This is a genomic window from Brassicibacter mesophilus (genome assembly GCF_050433385.1).
Classification (GTDB): Bacteria; Bacillota; Clostridia; order Tissierellales; family Proteiniboraceae; genus Brassicibacter; species Brassicibacter mesophilus.
The window spans coordinates 140,588-158,728 of the sequence record NZ_JBNPXI010000008.1 but is presented as its reverse complement, the minus strand read 5'-3'; the positions used below and the strand labels follow the sequence as shown (position 1 = coordinate 158,728).

General features: G+C 33.7%; 17 protein-coding genes. All 17 read left to right on the top strand.

Annotation, left to right across the window (positions count from 1 at the left end; translation table 11 throughout):
* The coding region (locus HNR33_RS11020; protein ID WP_429083262.1) for a hypothetical protein at window positions 1–92 on the top strand (92 nt) is incomplete at its 5' end.
* A gap of 132 nt (window positions 93–224) precedes the next feature.
* Window positions 225–1,283, top strand: a complete 1,059-nt coding sequence (locus HNR33_RS11015; protein WP_429083258.1) for an alpha/beta hydrolase — start codon at window positions 225–227, stop codon at window positions 1,281–1,283.
* 276 nt (window positions 1,284–1,559) lie between these two features.
* Window positions 1,560–2,966 carry a sigma-54 interaction domain-containing protein gene (locus HNR33_RS11010; RefSeq protein ID WP_429083256.1) on the top strand — a complete coding sequence of 469 codons (1,407 nt, stop codon included), beginning with the start codon at window positions 1,560–1,562 and terminating at the stop codon, window positions 2,964–2,966.
* Window positions 2,967–3,234: 268 nt separating this feature from the next.
* On the top strand, window positions 3,235–3,651 hold the full coding sequence (locus HNR33_RS11005; RefSeq protein WP_429083255.1) for a MaoC family dehydratase: 417 nt from the start codon (window positions 3,235–3,237) through the stop codon (window positions 3,649–3,651).
* A 97-nt stretch (window positions 3,652–3,748) separates the two neighbouring features.
* Window positions 3,749–4,621: a branched-chain amino acid ABC transporter permease gene (locus tag HNR33_RS11000; protein WP_429083254.1), complete on the top strand. Its 873-nt coding sequence runs from the start codon at window positions 3,749–3,751 to the stop codon at window positions 4,619–4,621.
* Window positions 4,622–4,624: 3 nt separating this feature from the next.
* Complete coding sequence (locus tag HNR33_RS10995; protein ID WP_429083252.1) at window positions 4,625–5,626, top strand: branched-chain amino acid ABC transporter permease; 1,002 nt, start codon at window positions 4,625–4,627, stop codon at window positions 5,624–5,626.
* A gap of 11 nt (window positions 5,627–5,637) precedes the next feature.
* Window positions 5,638–6,435: an ABC transporter ATP-binding protein gene (locus tag HNR33_RS10990; RefSeq protein WP_429083250.1), complete on the top strand. Its 798-nt coding sequence runs from the start codon at window positions 5,638–5,640 to the stop codon at window positions 6,433–6,435.
* A 3-nt stretch (window positions 6,436–6,438) separates the two neighbouring features.
* Entirely contained in the window at window positions 6,439–7,146 is a 708-nt protein-coding gene (locus tag HNR33_RS10985) for an ABC transporter ATP-binding protein (protein WP_429083248.1), read from the top strand.
* Between the two features lie 54 nt (window positions 7,147–7,200).
* Entirely contained in the window at window positions 7,201–8,460 is a 1,260-nt protein-coding gene (locus HNR33_RS10980; protein WP_429083247.1) for an ABC transporter substrate-binding protein, read from the top strand.
* A 118-nt stretch (window positions 8,461–8,578) separates the two neighbouring features.
* Entirely contained in the window at window positions 8,579–9,397 is an 819-nt protein-coding gene (locus tag HNR33_RS10975; RefSeq protein ID WP_429083245.1) for an alpha/beta fold hydrolase, read from the top strand.
* A 33-nt stretch (window positions 9,398–9,430) separates the two neighbouring features.
* Window positions 9,431–10,462, top strand: coding sequence for a 3-oxoacyl-ACP synthase (locus HNR33_RS10970; protein WP_429083244.1), 1,032 nt, complete (start codon window positions 9,431–9,433; stop codon window positions 10,460–10,462).
* Between the two features lie 247 nt (window positions 10,463–10,709).
* Window positions 10,710–12,023, top strand: a complete 1,314-nt coding sequence (locus tag HNR33_RS10965; protein WP_429083242.1) for an acetyl-CoA hydrolase/transferase family protein — start codon at window positions 10,710–10,712, stop codon at window positions 12,021–12,023.
* 31 nt (window positions 12,024–12,054) lie between these two features.
* Window positions 12,055–12,876 (top strand): alpha/beta fold hydrolase, encoded by an 822-nt coding sequence (locus HNR33_RS10960; RefSeq protein ID WP_429083240.1) that lies wholly within the window; start codon window positions 12,055–12,057, stop codon window positions 12,874–12,876.
* Between the two features lie 76 nt (window positions 12,877–12,952).
* On the top strand, window positions 12,953–13,891 hold the full coding sequence (locus HNR33_RS10955; protein WP_429083239.1) for a 3-oxoacyl-ACP synthase III family protein: 939 nt from the start codon (window positions 12,953–12,955) through the stop codon (window positions 13,889–13,891).
* A gap of 405 nt (window positions 13,892–14,296) precedes the next feature.
* Complete coding sequence (locus HNR33_RS10950; protein WP_429083237.1) at window positions 14,297–15,529, top strand: nuclear transport factor 2 family protein; 1,233 nt, start codon at window positions 14,297–14,299, stop codon at window positions 15,527–15,529.
* A gap of 163 nt (window positions 15,530–15,692) precedes the next feature.
* Complete coding sequence (locus HNR33_RS10945; protein WP_429083236.1) at window positions 15,693–17,186, top strand: YjjI family glycine radical enzyme; 1,494 nt, start codon at window positions 15,693–15,695, stop codon at window positions 17,184–17,186.
* Window positions 17,179–18,015, top strand: coding sequence for a YjjW family glycine radical enzyme activase (locus HNR33_RS10940; protein ID WP_429083234.1), 837 nt, complete (start codon window positions 17,179–17,181; stop codon window positions 18,013–18,015). Before HNR33_RS10945 ends, HNR33_RS10940 begins: the two co-directional genes overlap by 8 nt.
* The last annotated feature ends 126 nt before the right edge of the window (window positions 18,016–18,141 follow it).

Here is an 18,141-nt window from a genome sequence, read left to right as displayed (position 1 = left end):
TATATGAAATGATGAAAAGAGATGCAAAAACAGGCTTAGCAACTCTATGTATAGGTGGAGGACAAGGAACAGCACTTATAGTAGAGAGATAAAATCACTAAATCTTCAATATTAAGAGCATTGATCATAGGATAAGCAATGATTAGAGATCATCTGGAACCTAGAGATTGACTCATTTATTTTTCAGAACTATAATGAAGGTAAATATGAAAAGGGGGATTATGGTGAAATTGGATATTATTGAACCAAAAAGTATTTTAACCGACAGAATAAATGTTTCATATTTAAGTGCTGGAAACAAGGAAAATCAAGTATTATTACTAGTCCATGGTAATGTTTCATCAAACTTGTTTTGGCTGCAAACAATTCAGGCACTTTCGAGGGACTATTATGTTATAGCACCAGACTTAAGAGGATATGGGAAAACAGAAGGATTACCCATAGATGCTACACGTGGAGTTAAAGATTGGAGTGGTGACTTAAAATCCTTTGTTGAATCATTAGGTATTAATAAGCCATTTCATATGTTAGGATGGTCTCTAGGTGGAGGAATTATTATGCAATATGCTATTGATTATCCTCTTGATTTAGCATCTTTGGTTTTAGTTAATCCAGTTTCTCCTTATGGATTTGGAGGAACTAAAGATTTAGATGGTACACCTTGCACAGCTAGCTATTCTGGTACTGGAGCAGGTGGAGTTAATCCTGATTTTGTTGATAGACTGACTAAAGAGGATAGAACCGAAGAATCTGCCAACAGTCCACTTAGTGTAATGAATCAGTTCTATTTCAAACCACCTTTTAGGGCACCAAAGGATATAGAAGAGATTTACTTAAGCTCAATGTTGTCAACACGAATAGGCGATGATTTTTATCCTGGCAACTTTGAAGCGTGTAATGATTGGCCTAATGTTGCACCAGGAGGTAAAGGAATTAATAATGCTTTTTCTCCAAAGTATATGAATACATGCGGGATAATTGACATTGAGAGAAAAGTACCTATTCTTTGGATTAGAGGAGAGTCTGATATGATAGTGTCAGATCAATCTTTTTTTGACTTTGGATATTTAGGAAAACTAGGACTTATACCTGATTGGCCTGGGAATGAAGTATATCCACCGCAGCCTATGGTGGCTCAAATAAGACATGTATTAGATAAATACAAAAAAAATGGTGGCAGCTATATAGAATGTGTTATTGAGGATACGGGACATTCTCCGCATATTGAAAAGCCTCAAGATTTTCAAAAAGAGCTTTTCGACTTCCTTAAGAATATAGGATAGTTCTTGTTTAAAAGATCATCCATTTTTATTTAGTATAGTAATATTAGTACATGTTTTTTAAAACATAGTTTAGTATGATATTGCAGGAGGTAGATAATAATTTTGTCTACCTCTTATTTTGTTAGACATATACTTGATTATGATAACCGTTATAAAGCTAACATTAATACACTATAGAATTCTTTTATATGCTAATATAAAGGATTTATAACTTTATTGTAGAATGTATTTATTTAAAAATGGATTGGTTAGTAATGTCAAATTGGAGGTAGACGAATGTATGATAATCAGAGTAAGTTTCAGCACAGTAGCGAACTTTTAACAGATTATTTTGTTTCTACTATGGAAAAGATTTTTGATCCTATCCCAGTTCCAATAATATTAATAGATGGCGAAACAAGAATAAGAATGATAAATAATGTATTTGCTGATTACTTAGGGTTTCCAAAAGAAGAGCTTCTAGGAACAAAAGTTTTGGAAATAGATAAAAATTCAAGATGGCCATATGTGTTAAAGACTAAAAAAGCAGAAATAGCTTGGAAACATAGATTTGAAAACGGTTACACTGCCATAGTACATAGAATTCCTGTTCTCAATTCCAATGATGAAGTAGAGTATGGAGTTGGGCTAGTTCTTTTCGAAGATTTAGAGCAATTTAAGGATATAATACAAAAGAATAAGTTGCTTGAAACAGAAATACACCATTATAGAAAGCAGTTAAGAGAAATCCATGGAGCAAAATACTCATGGGAGAACATTATAGGAAATAGTGAAAAAATGGTTTATTCAAAATATATGGCAAGAAAGGCGGCTCAAACTAACTCAAATGTCTTAATACTTGGAGAAAGTGGAACAGGTAAGGAACTATTTGCTCATTCAATACATAATGGAAGCGGAAGGAGCTATTCTCCTTTTGTTAAGGTTAACTGTGCAGCTATTCCGTCAGAACTATTAGAGTCAGAGTTATTTGGATATGAGGAAGGTGCTTTTACTGGAGCTAAAAAAGGTGGCAAGATTGGTAAATTTGAATTGGCAAATGGGGGAAGTATTTTCTTAGATGAAATAGGGGACATGCCGTTAAAGATGCAGGCTAAGCTACTAAGAGTTCTCCAGGAGCGAGAGTTTGAAAGAGTTGGAGGGTCAGCTGCAATAAAGCTTGATATAAGAGTTATAGCAGCAACAAATCAAAACCTTAAGGAGCTTGTTAAGACAGGTAAATTTAGAGAAGACTTATATTATAGATTAAATGTTATGACCATAGACATACCCCCTTTAAGAGAAAGGTATAGTGATATTGATCAGCTTACAAACCTGCTTTTAGAAAAATTATCAAATCAGCTTGGGAAATATGTATCCGGCATTTCTAGTAATACTATGAATTTTTTAAGATCACATAACTGGCCAGGAAATGTAAGAGAGCTTGAAAATGTTTTAGAGCGAGCCATAAATCTAACAGATTCAGATATCATACTTCCTGTACATTTGCCTGTATATTTGACTCAAAATACAAGACGTATAATGGACGGGCCCATAAGGCCATTAAAGGACATAATAGAAGATACAGAAAAGGAAGCAATAGTAAGGTGTTTAGAGTATACAAAGGGTAATAAGCTTAAGACAGCTAAGCTTCTTGATATAAGCAGATCTAGCTTATATGACAAAATAGAGAAGTATGGGATATAGAGTGTAATATTTCCCGACATATGTGCGAAAATAGTACACTTTAAGAATATTGGATTATACATATAATAAACTTTTGACTTAGAACTGTATGAATATAATACAGTTTCTAGGTCATTTTTTTGTTAAGTTCATTTATAGAATAAGCTAATTAAACTGTGTATATTAGAGAAAAACACTAACTTAGCACTCAAAACATAAGTTTTTAAAAAACATGGCATGTGTCTTGCTATGTTATTGAATAGAAAAAAATATAGAGGTGATTACTGATATGAAGGGCAAAACAATTAATGAAATAAAAATAGGTGACAAGGAATATTTTCAAAAAACGGTAACTGAAACAGACATATATCTTTATGCAGGAGTAACAGGTGATTTGAATCCAGCTCATATTAATACTGAATATGCAAAAAATACTCTTTTTAAAGAAAGGATAGCACATGGGATGCTTACAGCAGGATTTGTATCAGCTGTATTAGGCATGAAGCTTCCAGGGCCAGGCACTATTTACTTAGCACAGGAATTGAAATTTACTGCACCTGTTAAGATAGGAGATACTGTTAAGGCAGAGGTTGAGGTAGTGGAAATTATTGAGGAGAAAAATAGATTAAAGATTAGAACTATATGTACAAATCAGAAAGGAGATATGGTGCTAGAAGGGATAGCGACTGTAATGCCACCTAAATAGTTATCAATACTGTTCGGGAAAACGTTTTAAAATAGTTAAATAATGTTGAAGATAATTATCTACATTTAAGTAGCGTGTTATTTAAGGAGGATTGTTAATGGAAGCATTCTTACAAACTTTTATAGCTGGTCTTGAAACAGGTAGTTTATATGCACTTGCAGCATTGGGGCTTGTATTGATATTTAGAACATCAGATGTAATAAACTTTGCACAAGGTGAAATGGCGATGTTTAGTAGCTTTATTGCTTTAAAAATTTGGCAACACAATATGCCTTATCCAGTGGCATTTATAGGAGCAATAGTGTTTGCTGTAGTTTTTGGATTTGTAGTTGAACGTATATTTATTAGGCCTGCAAGCAAGGCTTCAATTGTAAGCAAAATGATAATTACATTGGGATTAATTATGATAATAAATGGACTTGCTTCAGCATTGTTTGGCATAGATTCTTATTACTTTAGAAAAGCAATTACATGGGAAAACATCAATTTAGCAGGAGTAATTGTTCAGCCAAATGCTGTTTTTATTATTGTAATTACAATAATAATTATGTCAATATTGTTCTACATGATAAGGAAAACGATGATGGGAATTGCAATAAGAGCAACTGCACAAAATGAAACGACATCAAAACTAATGGGTATACCAGTTTCCAGAGTATATTCAACATCCTGGATAATAGCAACAATACTAGGAGCAATAGCCGGAGTTTTAATAGCTCCTACTACAAACGTGTCAACAACAATGATGGCAGATGTTCATCTAAAATCTTTTATTGCTGCTGTTCTAGGGGGATTCAGCTCTTTTATAGGACCAGTAGTTGGGGGACTAATAATTGGAGTATTGGATAATTTGGTTGGAATGTACATATCTTTGACATGGAAGACTGTAATAGTTTACGGAATATTGATTTTAACACTTATTATAAAGCCTACTGGAATATTTGGCCAAGTTCATAGAAAGAAGGTGTAGCAGATGAAGATATTAAGAAATAAACCACTTCAGTATATCATAATTGGGCTAATAGTTGCCTTTGCGCCTTTAGCAATAGAATTTAAGAAGTCAACAATGACGCTTCTAAATACAGTAGTAATATATTCTATTGTAGCTCTAGGATTTAACGTACTTCTAGGGTACGGAGGACAAATATCCTTAGGACATGCGGCTTTTATGGGATTAGGAGCATATATGTCAGCATATATAACAATGCAAATGAAGCTCCCTTTCCTAATTGCACTTGCTATTTCTGGTATTATTCCAATGTTTATTGGATTGCTGCTTGGCTTAGTTGCGTTAAGATTAGAGGGACATTATCTAGCGATTGCTACCCTTGGATTTGGCGTAGCTATTCAGCAGATTTTTAAGGAATGGATACCTTTTACCAATGGATACTCAGGAATGAACGCAAAATATCCAGTTATTTTTGGAATTGATTTTAGAAGTAGAGAAAGCTTTTTTTTCCTAGCTGTAATGATACTAGTTTTATTATCCATATTTGCACACAATCTATTAAGATCAAAAACGGGTAGAGCTCTTATTGCAATGAGAGATAGTGAACATGCTGCTCAGGCAATGGGTATAAGTCTATTTAAATACAAACTTGTTGCATTTGCTATGAGTGCTTTCTATGCAGGCATAGCAGGGTCACTATATATGCATCTTATAAGATTTACAGAGCCTAACCAATGGGGTGTTGAGTTGTCTTTAAACCTATTGGCTATGGTTGTAATAGGTGGCTTGGCTTCAATTAGTGGGAGCATACTAGGTGCAGCATTTATAACGCTGGTACCTGAGATTATAAAAGAAATACCTTTACTAGAAAACATAAAAAATGTTTCTTCCATATTCACAGGTATTTCATTAATTCTTGTAATAATGTTTTTCCCTTATGGGCTCTCTAGGATAGTAGCTCAAATTAAGCTTCTAATATCAGCCAAAAAAAATAAAAATACAGTTGACAGTAATGAAGCTATATAGGAGGACAGGGCATGAGTATATTAAAGGTTGAAAATTTATCTATTAGCTTTGGCGGACTAAAGGCTGTAGACAATTTAAGCTTTGAAGTTGAGGAGAACAATATATACGGACTTATAGGTCCTAACGGTGCAGGTAAGACTACTGTATTTAATTGTATAAGTAGGTTTTATACACCTGATGAAGGTAAAATAACTTTTAGGCCTAGAGTCAAAAATGAGGAAAGGTTTGAAGAATACAATCTTTTAGATTATAAGGTTCATCAAATTATAGAAAAAGGACTTGCAAGAACATTTCAAAACGTGGAACTAGTTAAGCAGATGACTGTTTTAGAAAACCTTATGATAGGTCTTCACACAAAGACTAGAGGTGGAATATTAGCTCAAGGGTTAGGTTTATCTAATATTAGAAAAGAAGAAAAATTAATTAAAGAAAGAGCATTAGAAATACTTGAATTTTTAGGTATTAAGGGCATAGAAAATCAGCTAGCTGCATCACAGCCTTATGGTATACAGAAACTTGTTGAGCTTGGAAGAACATTAGTATCTGAGCCTAAACTGATAATTTTGGATGAGCCTGCGGCAGGTATGAATCACTCAGAAACTGAAGAGCTTGCCGATCTTATAAGAAGAATAAGGGATCAATTTGGCATAACTATCCTTCTAGTTGAACATGATATGGGATTAGTTATGAATACCTGTGAAAAGATATGTGTTATCAATTTTGGTAAAAAAATTGCTGAAGGAACAGCAGATGAAATTCAAAATAACCCTTCAGTTCAAGAAGCTTATCTTGGAAAGGAGGGCGAGTGATAGATGCTAAAACTTAATAACATAGATGCCTACTATGGATACATACATGCACTAAAAAATATGACAATAGAAGTTCCTAAAGGCAAGATAGTCACTTTGCTAGGCTCAAATGGAGCAGGTAAAACTTCAACACTTAAAGTAATTTCAGGACTTCTAAGTGCAAGAACGGGGACTGTAGAATTTGAAGGAAAGGTTATAAACAATATTCAACCAGAAAATATAGTTTCTGATGGAATCGTTCAATCACCAGAAGGAAGGCAGATATTCCCAGAGCTTACTGTTGAAGAAAATTTGAAGGCTGGTGCCTATACAAGAAAAGATAAAGAAAACATTAATAATTCTTATGATAGGATATATAGCTATTTTCCAAGGCTGAAGGAAAGAAAAAGCCAAATGGCTGGAACCCTATCAGGAGGAGAACAGCAAATGCTTGCAATAGGAAGAGCCTTAATGGCAAAGCCGAAGCTTCTTTTGCTTGATGAGCCATCGCTTGGCTTAGCACCATTAATTGTTAAAGACATATTTAGAATTGTTTTAGAAATAAACAAAGAGGGAACTACAATACTACTTGTTGAACAAAATGCATATCAAGCATTATCAGTAGCCGACTATGCATATATCTTGGAAACAGGCAAGATTGTCCACCAAGGTCCTGCAGAAGAGCTTAAAAACGATGAAAGAATCAAAAAAGCATACCTTGGAGGCAGATAGGGTTATTTTAAGCCTTATAAGGCTTTTTAATAAAAATAAAGGGAGGAAGAAATCATGAAAAAAAGTAAATTATTAGCTTTGATTTTAAGCTTAGTATTAGTATTTTCAATGACAGCTTGTTCAAAGACTAACGATGTTAATCAAAATGTTGAAGATCAGGGAACAGAGAAGCAAGATGAAGGAAAAATTGAGCTTGCTCAAGGTGTTACAGCCGATACAATAAAGGTTGGGACAGTAGGTGTTCAATCAGGAGCACTATCATTCATTGGGACTCCTTATTTTGGGGGAATGGAAGCATACTTTAAAACTATAAACGATGCTGGTGGAGTTAATGGAAAGAAAATAGAATTGATAAAGAAAGACGATGAATTCAAGCCAGATAAATCATTACAAGCAGTTGAATCACTAGTATTTGATGAAGAGGTGTTTGCTATCGTAGGACATTTAGGAACTCCTGGTGTTATGGCAGCTGTTGAAACAGTAAAAGAGGCAGGAATCCCTAGTGTATATTTTGGTTCAGGTGCGGTTCAATTAACAGAAGCTGGAGAAAACTTTTTTCCGGTTCAGCCTAACTATGTATATGAAGGAAAATTAATGTCTAAATATGCAGTTGAAGAATTTAAAGCAAATAAAATAGCAGTTATATACAGAAATGACGATGTAGGTAGAGATGGGCTAGATGGCGTCGTAGAAGGGTTAAAAGCACTAGGTAAATCTGATATACTGCCAGAAGAAGGCAAGCTTGCATATAATGCAGGAGATACAGATTTTACTGTACAGGTTCAAAAAGCTAAAGGCTTAAATCCAGACCTAGTAATTCTTTATGGATTATCAGCAGATGTATCAGGAGTACTTAAAGAAATCGAAAAGGTTGCTTTTGACGTGCCTACCCTTACAACATACTCGAATGCTGATGCTTCATTCTTAGCAATAGCAGCTCCAGGAGCGCCAAATATAATAAAAAATCTCAATGTATTAGGATGGCTAGATGTAACAGAAGAGGGATTAAAGCCATTAACTGAAGCTATGCAAAAATACTTCCCAGAGGTACCAATAAATGCTTATACAATGGCTGGTTGGGTTGCAGGAGAGACATTTGTCGCAGGTCTTAAAGAAGCTGGAGATAATCTTTCGTGGGAAGGATTTATAAATGCTATGAATAACCTTAAATTTACTGAAGGTCTAGCACCAGAGATATCATATGCTCCTGGAGTACGTCAAGGAGTTACAAAAATGGCTGTAAGTAGAGTTGTTCAAGATGCTGAAGGGAACTATATATTTGAGATAAGAACAGGATTTAACGAGTTTAAATAAAAATAGTAAAAGGCCCGGGCAAATCCGGGCTTTTAGACATATTGAAGCAATTGTACAAAAAATGAACATGTCAAAAAAAGCAACAGTCTAGTGAATTAGATTAAATGGTGGTGGTCATATGGCAAAGATTAAAGCAAATGGAATAGAGCTTTATTATGAAATACATGGTGAGGGAGAACCTGTAGTATTACTCGAAGGCTTAGGATATTCTTTATGGATGTGGTATAAGCAGGTTGATGTGCTGTCGAAACATTTTAAAGTAATAATATTTGATAATAGAGGGGTAGGTGAAAGTGACAAGCCAGACGAGGAGTATTCAATAGAGCTTTTTGCAGATGATACAGCAGAACTTTTAGCTGCATTAAATATTAACAAGGCAAACATTTTAGGTGTTTCTATGGGTGGGTTTATAGCTCAACAGTTTGCAATCAAATATCCTGAAATGGTAAATAAGCTTATACTTTGTTCTACTTCATTTGGAGGAACTAATAGTATACCAATACCTGAGGAAACATTAAATTTAATGTTTAAAGGTGGAGGTAAGTATGATTCGATTGAAGATATAAAAGAAGTGATAGAAACAGCATTAAATAAAGATAATGTAGAAAAAAATAATGATGTCCTTAATAAAATAATTGAAGAAAAAATAAAAACTCCTCAGCCTAAATATGCATATCAAAGGCAGCTAATGGCGGGTGCTTCATTTAATGCTGAAGAAAAAGTAAATAAAATAAAGGCTGAAACATTGATTATGGCGGGAAAGAAAGATAGAGTAGTACCTTATGAAAACACACTGCTTCTCAATGAAAGAATACCTAATTCAAGGGTTGAAATAATAGAAAATGGAGGGCATGTCTTTTTTATGGAGGAGTCAGAGATATCAAACAAACTGATAATAGATTTTCTCATGTGTCAAGATTTAGATGACATATATTAATAAAATATTAATCAAAACAAGGGGGCATATAGAATGTCAGTTACAGAAGTCAATGTAGGTATTGTAGGCACTGGATTATATATTCCTGAAAAAAGAATTACTGCTAAGGAGATTTCAGAAGCTACAAAAGGTATGTGGACTGAAGAAGCTATCATAAATAAGTTAGGAATTATTGAAAAGCCCATACCAGGTGAAGGTGATGGAACTCAAGAGATGGGGGTAAAGGCAGGGCTTGATGCTCTTAAAAGAACGGGAGTTGATCCAAAAGAAATAGACCTGGTTATATGCATGGGAGAAGAGTGGAAAGAGTATCCTCTTACTACTTCCGGAATTTATATACAAGAGAAAATTGGAGCTACTAATGCTTGGGGTATAGATGTTCAGCAAAGATGTTGTACTACAGTTGCTGCTATGAAAATAGCAAAAGATATGATGATAGCAAGTGATGATATTAACACTGTAATGGTAGTAGGTGGCTACAGAAATGGAGATTTTGTAGACTATACTGATAAAAACATGTCAATGATGTATAACCTTTCAGCAGGTGGAGGAGCTATAATATTGAAGAAAAATTACAATAAAAACCTGCTCCTCGGAACACATATAATGACTGATGGTACTATGGCAAGAGATGCAGGAGTTGAATTTGGTGGAACTGAGAAACCTATTACCTGCGAAAACATCGGGGAAGCATATAAATCACTAAGATTATTTGATGCAAAACATATGAAGGATAGGCTAAAAGAGGTTTCAATGAGTAATTGGTTTTACTGTATTGACAAAGCCTTCGAAAAATCAGGAATATCAAAAGATAAATTAGGTTATTTAGATGTATTGCACTTTAAGCGTTCGCAACATGTGAATATGCTTGAGACTCTCGGATTAACAGAAGAACAATCAATATATCTTGAACATTATGGACATATGGGGCAGATAGACCAGATTCTTTCACTACATTTAGCGCTAGATCAGGAAAAGATTGAAGAGGGGACAGTAATATCTATGATAGCTGCAGGTATAGGATATGCATGGGCTGCAAATGTTATCAAATGGGGTCAAGTATAGTAATTGCCTCTATATAAGTTTGTGAAAATTTTAAACTGTAATTAGAGGTGGCTTTTGAGAGATAACAGTAGTAGGACTTGTGAAGACATGGGTGAAGAAATTTTCCATGAAGGGTGGAAATGCTAGAGTCAGCACATTAGATAGATTTTAATATATCACAAGGCACACACTTAGTGTGAACGGTGGAATCAGATTATAATGAGAATGAAATAGAATAATAATGGAAATAAGCATTGGAGGGGAAAATATGAGCTATAAAGATAAGTTGGTATCTATTGAGGAAGCTCTTGATTTAGTTAAATCAAATAATATAATTGTTACAGGATTAGGAGCAGCAGAAGCTCAGCTTTTCATGAATAATATTCATACCATATCAGACAGAGTCGAGAATGTAACAATTACTAACTGTCTTCCTACTTCGAATGGTGAATTTTTAAAGCCTGAGTATAAGAATTCTTTTAATATTGATGGGTGGTTTTATTCTCCACCTATAAGAAAAGCACATTCAAATGGAAACATTGCTTTTATTCCGAATCATCTTCATTTAGCAGGAGTAAAAAGACTATTTCATGTTAAGCCTAATATTTATGTAGGGGCTGCTACTATGCCGGATAAGCATGGCTATATTTCACTTTCGGTAAGCAATACTTATGAAAGAAAAATGATCGATGCAGCTGATATTGTAATACTTGAAATCAATCCTAACTATCCCAGAACCTTTGGAGATGTGGAAATTCACTATTCAGAAGTAGACTATCTAGTTGAGACTGATTATGCAGTTCCAACTATTCCAGATGTGCCGCCAAGTGAAAAGGATAAAATCATTGGCAAATATATAGCTGAAATGATAAATGATGGAGACTGTATACAACTGGGTATAGGAGGTATACCAAATGCAGTAGCTACATATTTGAAAGATAAGAAGGATTTAGGCGTTCATACTGAAATGATGACTTCAATGATGGTAGAATTAGCTAATTTAGGAGTTATAAATGGCAGTAAGAAGGCAATACACAGAGGAAAAATAGTCTGTACCTTTGCACTTGGTAATAAAGAACTTTATGATTTTATTAATGATAATCCCTCAGTTCTTGTTATGGATGGTAGCTATGTAAATGATCCTTACACATATGGTAAAATTGATAATATGGTATCTATTAATACAACACTAGAAATAGACTTAACAGGACAATGTGCTTCTGAATCAATAGGACCAGTTCAATTCAGTGGGACAGGCGGTCAAGCGGATACTGCAATAGGTGCACAGAATGCTAAAAACGGTCGCTCAATTATGGCTCTTTACTCTACTACTATGGTTAAGAATAAGAAAACAGGAGAAAGAGAAGAAATATCCAAAATTGTACCTATGCTTAAACAAGGTGCTATAGTAAGTCTTTCAAGAAATGATGTGGACTATGTGGTGACTGAATACGGAGTAGCATCATTAAGAGGTACAAATACACGAGAAAGAGTAGAAAAGCTTATTAATATAGCTCATCCTAAATTCAGAGATCAGCTTATAAAAGAAGCTCATGAAATAGGATTAATATATGACAAATAGGTTGTTGTCATCAGTATAGGAGGGATTTAATTTGCCGTATATAGAATATGAAGGAAAAAAAGTTTATTATGAAACACATGGACAAGGAAAACCTTTAGTTCTTCTGAATGGAATTATGATGTCTACTTTAAGTTGGGAAGCATTTAAAGAAGCTTTTTCTGCAAATAATCAGCTTATACTTCTGGACTTTTTAGATCAAGGCAGGTCTGATAAAATGGAGGATACTTCTTATACACAATCTACTCAGGTTGAGGTTTTAAAGGCTTTACTTGACGAGCTTAAGCTTAAGAAGGTAAACATTGTAGGAATATCCTATGGAGGAGAGGTTGCACTGGAGTTCTCAGTAAAGTATGAAGAATATATTGAAAAAATGGTTCTCTTCAATACTACTGCAAAAACATCTCCATGGCTTAGAGATATAGGAGTCGCTTGGAACAGAAGTGCTGGAGATCCACTTGATTATTACTGTACAACTATACCAGTAATATATTCACCCAAATTTTATAATGAAAAAGCTGAATGGATGAATAGAAGAAAAACTTTTCTTACTGAAAAGATATTCAATCAAAAATCCTTTATGGATTCTATGGTAAGGCTTACAGAAAGTGCAGATTATCATGATGTCACTAATGAGATATCTAAAATAAAAATACCGACTCTTATAGTAAGCAGTGAGAATGATTACATTACACCAATACATGAACAAAAGAAGCTTCATCAGCTAATAAGTACTTCAGAGCATGTAGTACTTCCTAACACAGGTCATGCCTCAATGTATGAAAAACCTGTTCTTTTTGCAGCCTTAATCCTAGGGTTTATTAACATGGAGAAAAAGGAATTTAATATTGTGTAAGTAAACTCCCCCATAATACAGTCAAAAAGGTGCTCTGAGATATAGAGGACCTTTTTACTTAAGCAGGAGTGGTAGAATGGTAAGAGCAAAAATAATTGGAACTGGAAAATATGTACCCTTAAATCTAGTTACAAATGAGGATATGGAAAAGATATTTGGAAATCCTGTGGATCCTAGCCTAGAAGCTAAGTTAGGGATAAAGCAAAGATTCATAATGGGAGATGATGAAAGCTCAGTAGACTTAGCTACTAATGCTGGCATAGTTGCTATAAAAGATACGGGACTTAAACCAGAACAGATTGATTTAATTATAGTTGCTACGGATACTCCAGAGTATATCAGTCCAGCTATATCTTCTGTAGTACAAGGAAGATTGATGGCAAAAAATGCAGGAACATTTGATATGAACGCATCTTGTGCTGGCTTTGTAAGTGCACTTGATATAGCTTCAAGAGCTATTATGACAGGAGGATATAATAATGTTCTTTTAATTGGTGTGTATAACATGACAAAGCTTGTAGACAAAATGGATGCAAATATATTTCCAATATTTGCAGATGGAGCAGGGGCTGTAGTGCTTACAGCTACTGAGGAAGAACGTGGTTTTTTAGCATCAAAGCTTATTGCAGATGGAGCACAGTACGATATATTTAGCATAAATGCAAGGAGCAAAGAGTATTCTCTTACCAAGGAAAGAACAGATAGAACTGTGAGATTATGGCCATCATTAATTACACAGACTTTAGAAAAGGTTAATCTTCATATTAATGATGTAGACCACTTTTTCTTTACGCAAATAAACAAATGGGTTATTGAAGAAGTTTTGAACGTACTAGAGCTTCCTATGGAAAAAACTACTTGCATAATGGATAAATACGGATATACTGGTTCGGCATGTATTCCTATGGCACTAGATGTAGCTATAAGAGAAAATAAAATAAAGAAAGGTGATACAATAGTTTTTGTAGCTTCAGGAGTAGGATTTAACATAGCGTGTGCAGTTTTTAAATGGTAATAAATAATTTACATATAAAACACTATGTGGTATAATGTTACAAATAGTTTTGAGGAGGTTGTGTCATGATAGTTGTTCTTAACAGATAATCTAATTTTAATGTTTGTGATGGTTTAGACATTGCCTTTTATAAGGTGCATTTGTCGTGCCTTGCAGATTATTGTTAGAAGGTTAAGGACAACATTATGTGCCTTTAAGCTATACTGTCGTGCAATAAAATAGCATGCTTACAGAATATTCGCTAAATATGCTTATATTTGTTTTTACATGCTCAGACGAACTGATGGCTCAGCAGGCTGTAAATGAATAGTTGTTCATTTACAGCTTTTTTGTTTTTGCTGTATAATCTGTTGTCTTTAAGCTAGCAAAACTGTAAAAGCTAAAAAATTAATAGGGGGTAATTATATGAAAAAACAAAATAATAAAATAAATGTCAGCACACAGATACAGCAAATAAAGGACTTGATAGATAAATTTCAGCAAGGGTATATAAGAAGAGATAGAAATATAATAGATAATTATATGAATGATATTTTTGAACAAGGGAATGATGTTGCCATACTAGGTACCAGTGATGGTGAATGGTGTTTAGGCTTTGACGAAGCAAAGGAATTAGTAGAATCAGACTGGGAATACTGGGGAGATGTGAGAATTGATACTGAAAATCCTATTATAACATTTAATGACAACACAGCTTGGATAGCTTTACGTGGTACTGTGAAATATGAGTTTGAAGACAGCGAAGAAAGATATGGCAGGTATGTTCAGCTTGTTAAAGAGTATTTTACAGAAGATAACGAGTTTAGTGGATTAACATTAAAAGAAAGACTTACAAAATTAAAGTGGATAATAGCTCATACCTTTGGACAAAACAAACAAGAAACTAAAATTAATAATTATCCGCTCAGAATAACAGGTGTAGTGGTTAATAATGGTAAATGGAAGTTTAGGTATATGCAGTTTTCTCTTCCTATGCCTAGTTACCCAGAGGTTAGAATGACTAGCATGTTAGATTATAAAAATTTTAATAAAGAAGAAAGGCAGAAGCTTAAAGCCTATGTAGATGGTAAGGATAGGGTTGAATTTAACGAAATTAAGGACATGTTATCTTGTTTTGAAGCAGATTATTTGTGTGAAACAAAGAATTCAAGTAAATATATAGTACAAAAATATTTTGCAGCCACAGATAAAATTATGTTGATTGATACCGATGAAACATGGTATAAAGGAGCAGATGATATAGCAAATGCGATTAATCAGCACAGTCAAATATGGGATAAAATAGAGTTAGAAAAGGATTTGGGAATTATAAATATAGAAGGAGAAACAGCTTGGGTAACACTAGGAGGAATAATAAAAAGTACAATATCGGAGAATGAAGCTATAATGAAAGAGATAGATAATATTAAAAGCATATGCGATTTAAATATTCCTTCAAAAGATAAACTATTTAAAATAAACAGAGATATTTCCAGAGTAATCATGGAGACAGCTATAGGAGAGGAATTTCTATGGCCATTTAGATTTGAGGGTATGCTAATTAAAGAAAGTAGTCAATGGAAATTCCACAGTATACAGTTTTCGTACCCTTTTTACTATATACTAGAAGGTAAATATGACACATATAAACTAGAATAGATATAATATTATAATGACGGTTTCTTACAATCGTTATTCTTTATTTGTCAAATCATTATATAAATTATAAAATAATTATATAGTAGGTAGTTTACCATTTGAGTTAAGACATAAACTAAGGGTATAAACATATAAATATTATACTTTAGATGGAGTGAGAATAATGGATAACATTTTAAATATTATTAAAGACAATACTTTAACCTATGAACAAAAGGTTTTAGCACTTGCAAGAGCAGCTGAAAACAGCTTAAATGTGCTTAATATTAGTGATGAAGCGCAGCATTATAGAGATGAAAAAATTATTTGTGACCTTAATGAAGGTCATGCACCATATAGACCGAGGTATATAGTACCAGATTATGAAAAATTCATGAAAAATGGCAGCGAATTTTTAGGAATAAAACCTCCAAAAGATATATGGGAGGCAGTTAACAGTCTATTAATCCTTTATAAGCATGTTCCTTCTATAACATCATTTCCAGTATACGTAGGAAATATTGATACATTGCTTGAGCCATTCATAGAAGATGAAGAAGAAGCTTATAAAGCAATTAAGCTATTTTTGGCACATATAGATAGAACAATTACAGACTCATTCTGCCATGCTAACATAGGACCTAATGATACTAAGGCAGGAAGACTTATATTAAAGGCAGAAAGAGAGCTTCAGCACGCTATACCTAACATTACGCTAAAGTACAGCTTAAACACTCCAGATGACTTTGCAATTGATGCAGTAAACACAGCTCTGATCACTGCAAAGCCAAGCTTTGCAAATCATGAGATGTTTTCAGAAGAGTTTAACAACAACTACGCAATAGTAAGCTGTTATAATGGACTTACTATAGGTGGTGGAAGCTATACATTAGTTAGATTAAACCTTGCAGGACTTGCAAAAAAAGCAAAAAATGAAGAAGACTTTATGAGTGAAGTGTTACCTGATGCAGTAAAGAAAATGACAGGATATATGGATGAAAGAGTTAAATTTATAGTTGAAGAAAGTGGATTTTTTGATCATCATTTCCTTGTAAAAGAAGGACTACTTCACAAAGATAGATTTACAGCTATGTTTGGAATGTTTGGGCTTGCTGAATGTGTAAATCACTTCATTGGTTCTGATGAACAAAAGCACAGATTTGGACATAGTGAAAAAGCAAATGAATTAGGCTATCGTATTATAGAAAAATTATATGAAGAAGTTAATAAGCACAATAACAAATATTGTGGAATAACAAATGGTAGATACTTGCTTCATGCACAAGTAGGTATTGAAACAGACTATGGTATAAGTCCTGGATGTAGGATTCCTATAGGAGAAGAACCAGAGCTTCATCAGCATGTGATTCAATCAGCTAAGTTTCATAGATTCTTCCCATCTGGTATAGGTGACATATTTAACTTTGATACTACAGTTAAGAAAAATCCTGAGTTTATACTAGATATTATAAAAGGAGCATTTAGGGAAAAAATGAGATATTTTTCTCTATATTCTTCTGATTGTGATGTGATAAGGATAACAGGATATCTTGTTAAAAGATCAGATATGGAGAAGCTTGCTAAAGGTGAACAGGTATTACAGGATACAGTGGTACTAGGACTTGGAGCTGCAAATAATGCTAGAATACTAGAAAGAAAAGTGAGAAAAAATGAATAAAGGATTAATAAGTAAAATAATTCCATTTAGTTCTGTTGATGGACCTGGTAATAGAACTGCTATATTTCTTCAAGGGTGTAATTTTAATTGCTTATATTGTCATAACCCTGAAACTATAAATGTTTGTATTAGCTGTGGAGCATGTGTGAAAGCATGCCCTCATGGTGCATTGGCAATGAATGATGGTGAAGTACTTTGGAATAAAGATATTTGCAGTCAGTGCGATTTATGCTTAAAAGCTTGTAATAGGAATAGTAAACCTAAGGCTGTACTAATGTCAGTAGACCAGGTCTTAAATGAAATACACAAAGTAAAATCATTCATATCAGGAATAACAGTTTCTGGAGGAGAATGTACACTTCAATCGAAATTTCTAGTAGATCTATTTAAGGAAGTTAAGAAGATGGGACTTACTTCATTTATAGATACTAATGGATCAATACCATTAAAACAGGAAAAAGCGCTAGTAGATACTATGGATATGGCAATGGTGGACATGAAGTCGTTTGACCCAAGTGAGCACAAGATGCTTACAGGCAAAGATAATGATATAGTGATCGAGAACATAAAGTATCTTGCAAAATTAAGCAAGCTTTATGAGATTAGAACAGTTATAGTTCCAGAAATGCTTGATAATAGCTGTAATGTAGATCAGATAAGCAAGCTAATAGCTTCATTAAATCCAGAAATTAGATATAAAATAATAAAATACAGACCACTAGGGGTACGTACTGATATGATAAAAAGCTATGTTCCATCTGACGAAATGATGGGGAACTTAAGTAAAATCGCAGTAACAAATGGATGTAAAAATGTTATAGTTGTGTAAAACAGGAGACGAATGTCTGCTGTTTTTTCCTGTTACTATTTAATTGTATTTACTTACGTTAAATGCATATAATATTCATGACGATAAATATTAATACTTTTGTAACCCTTTTTGTTGATAATCATA

Bases quoted from the DNA above. Each gene is read 5' to 3' on its own strand.
- HNR33_RS10995 (WP_429083252.1), top strand. From the start codon at position 4,625: ATGAAGATATTAAGAAATAAACCACTTCAGTATATCATAATTGGGCTA.
- HNR33_RS10980 (WP_429083247.1), top strand. From the start codon at position 7,201: ATGAAAAAAAGTAAATTATTAGCTTTGATTTTAAGCTTAGTATTAGTA.
- HNR33_RS10985 (WP_429083248.1), top strand. From the start codon at position 6,439: ATGCTAAAACTTAATAACATAGATGCCTACTATGGATACATACATGCA.
- HNR33_RS10990 (WP_429083250.1), top strand. From the start codon at position 5,638: ATGAGTATATTAAAGGTTGAAAATTTATCTATTAGCTTTGGCGGACTA.
- HNR33_RS10955 (WP_429083239.1), top strand. From the start codon at position 12,953: ATGGTAAGAGCAAAAATAATTGGAACTGGAAAATATGTACCCTTAAAT.
- HNR33_RS10950 (WP_429083237.1), top strand. From the start codon at position 14,297: ATGAAAAAACAAAATAATAAAATAAATGTCAGCACACAGATACAGCAA.
- HNR33_RS10970 (WP_429083244.1), top strand. From the start codon at position 9,431: ATGTCAGTTACAGAAGTCAATGTAGGTATTGTAGGCACTGGATTATAT.
- HNR33_RS10945 (WP_429083236.1), top strand. From the start codon at position 15,693: ATGGATAACATTTTAAATATTATTAAAGACAATACTTTAACCTATGAA.
- HNR33_RS10965 (WP_429083242.1), top strand. From the start codon at position 10,710: ATGAGCTATAAAGATAAGTTGGTATCTATTGAGGAAGCTCTTGATTTA.
- HNR33_RS10940 (WP_429083234.1), top strand. From the start codon at position 17,179: ATGAATAAAGGATTAATAAGTAAAATAATTCCATTTAGTTCTGTTGAT.
- HNR33_RS11010 (WP_429083256.1), top strand. From the start codon at position 1,560: ATGTATGATAATCAGAGTAAGTTTCAGCACAGTAGCGAACTTTTAACA.
- HNR33_RS10975 (WP_429083245.1), top strand. From the start codon at position 8,579: ATGGCAAAGATTAAAGCAAATGGAATAGAGCTTTATTATGAAATACAT.
- HNR33_RS11000 (WP_429083254.1), top strand. From the start codon at position 3,749: ATGGAAGCATTCTTACAAACTTTTATAGCTGGTCTTGAAACAGGTAGT.
- HNR33_RS11005 (WP_429083255.1), top strand. From the start codon at position 3,235: ATGAAGGGCAAAACAATTAATGAAATAAAAATAGGTGACAAGGAATAT.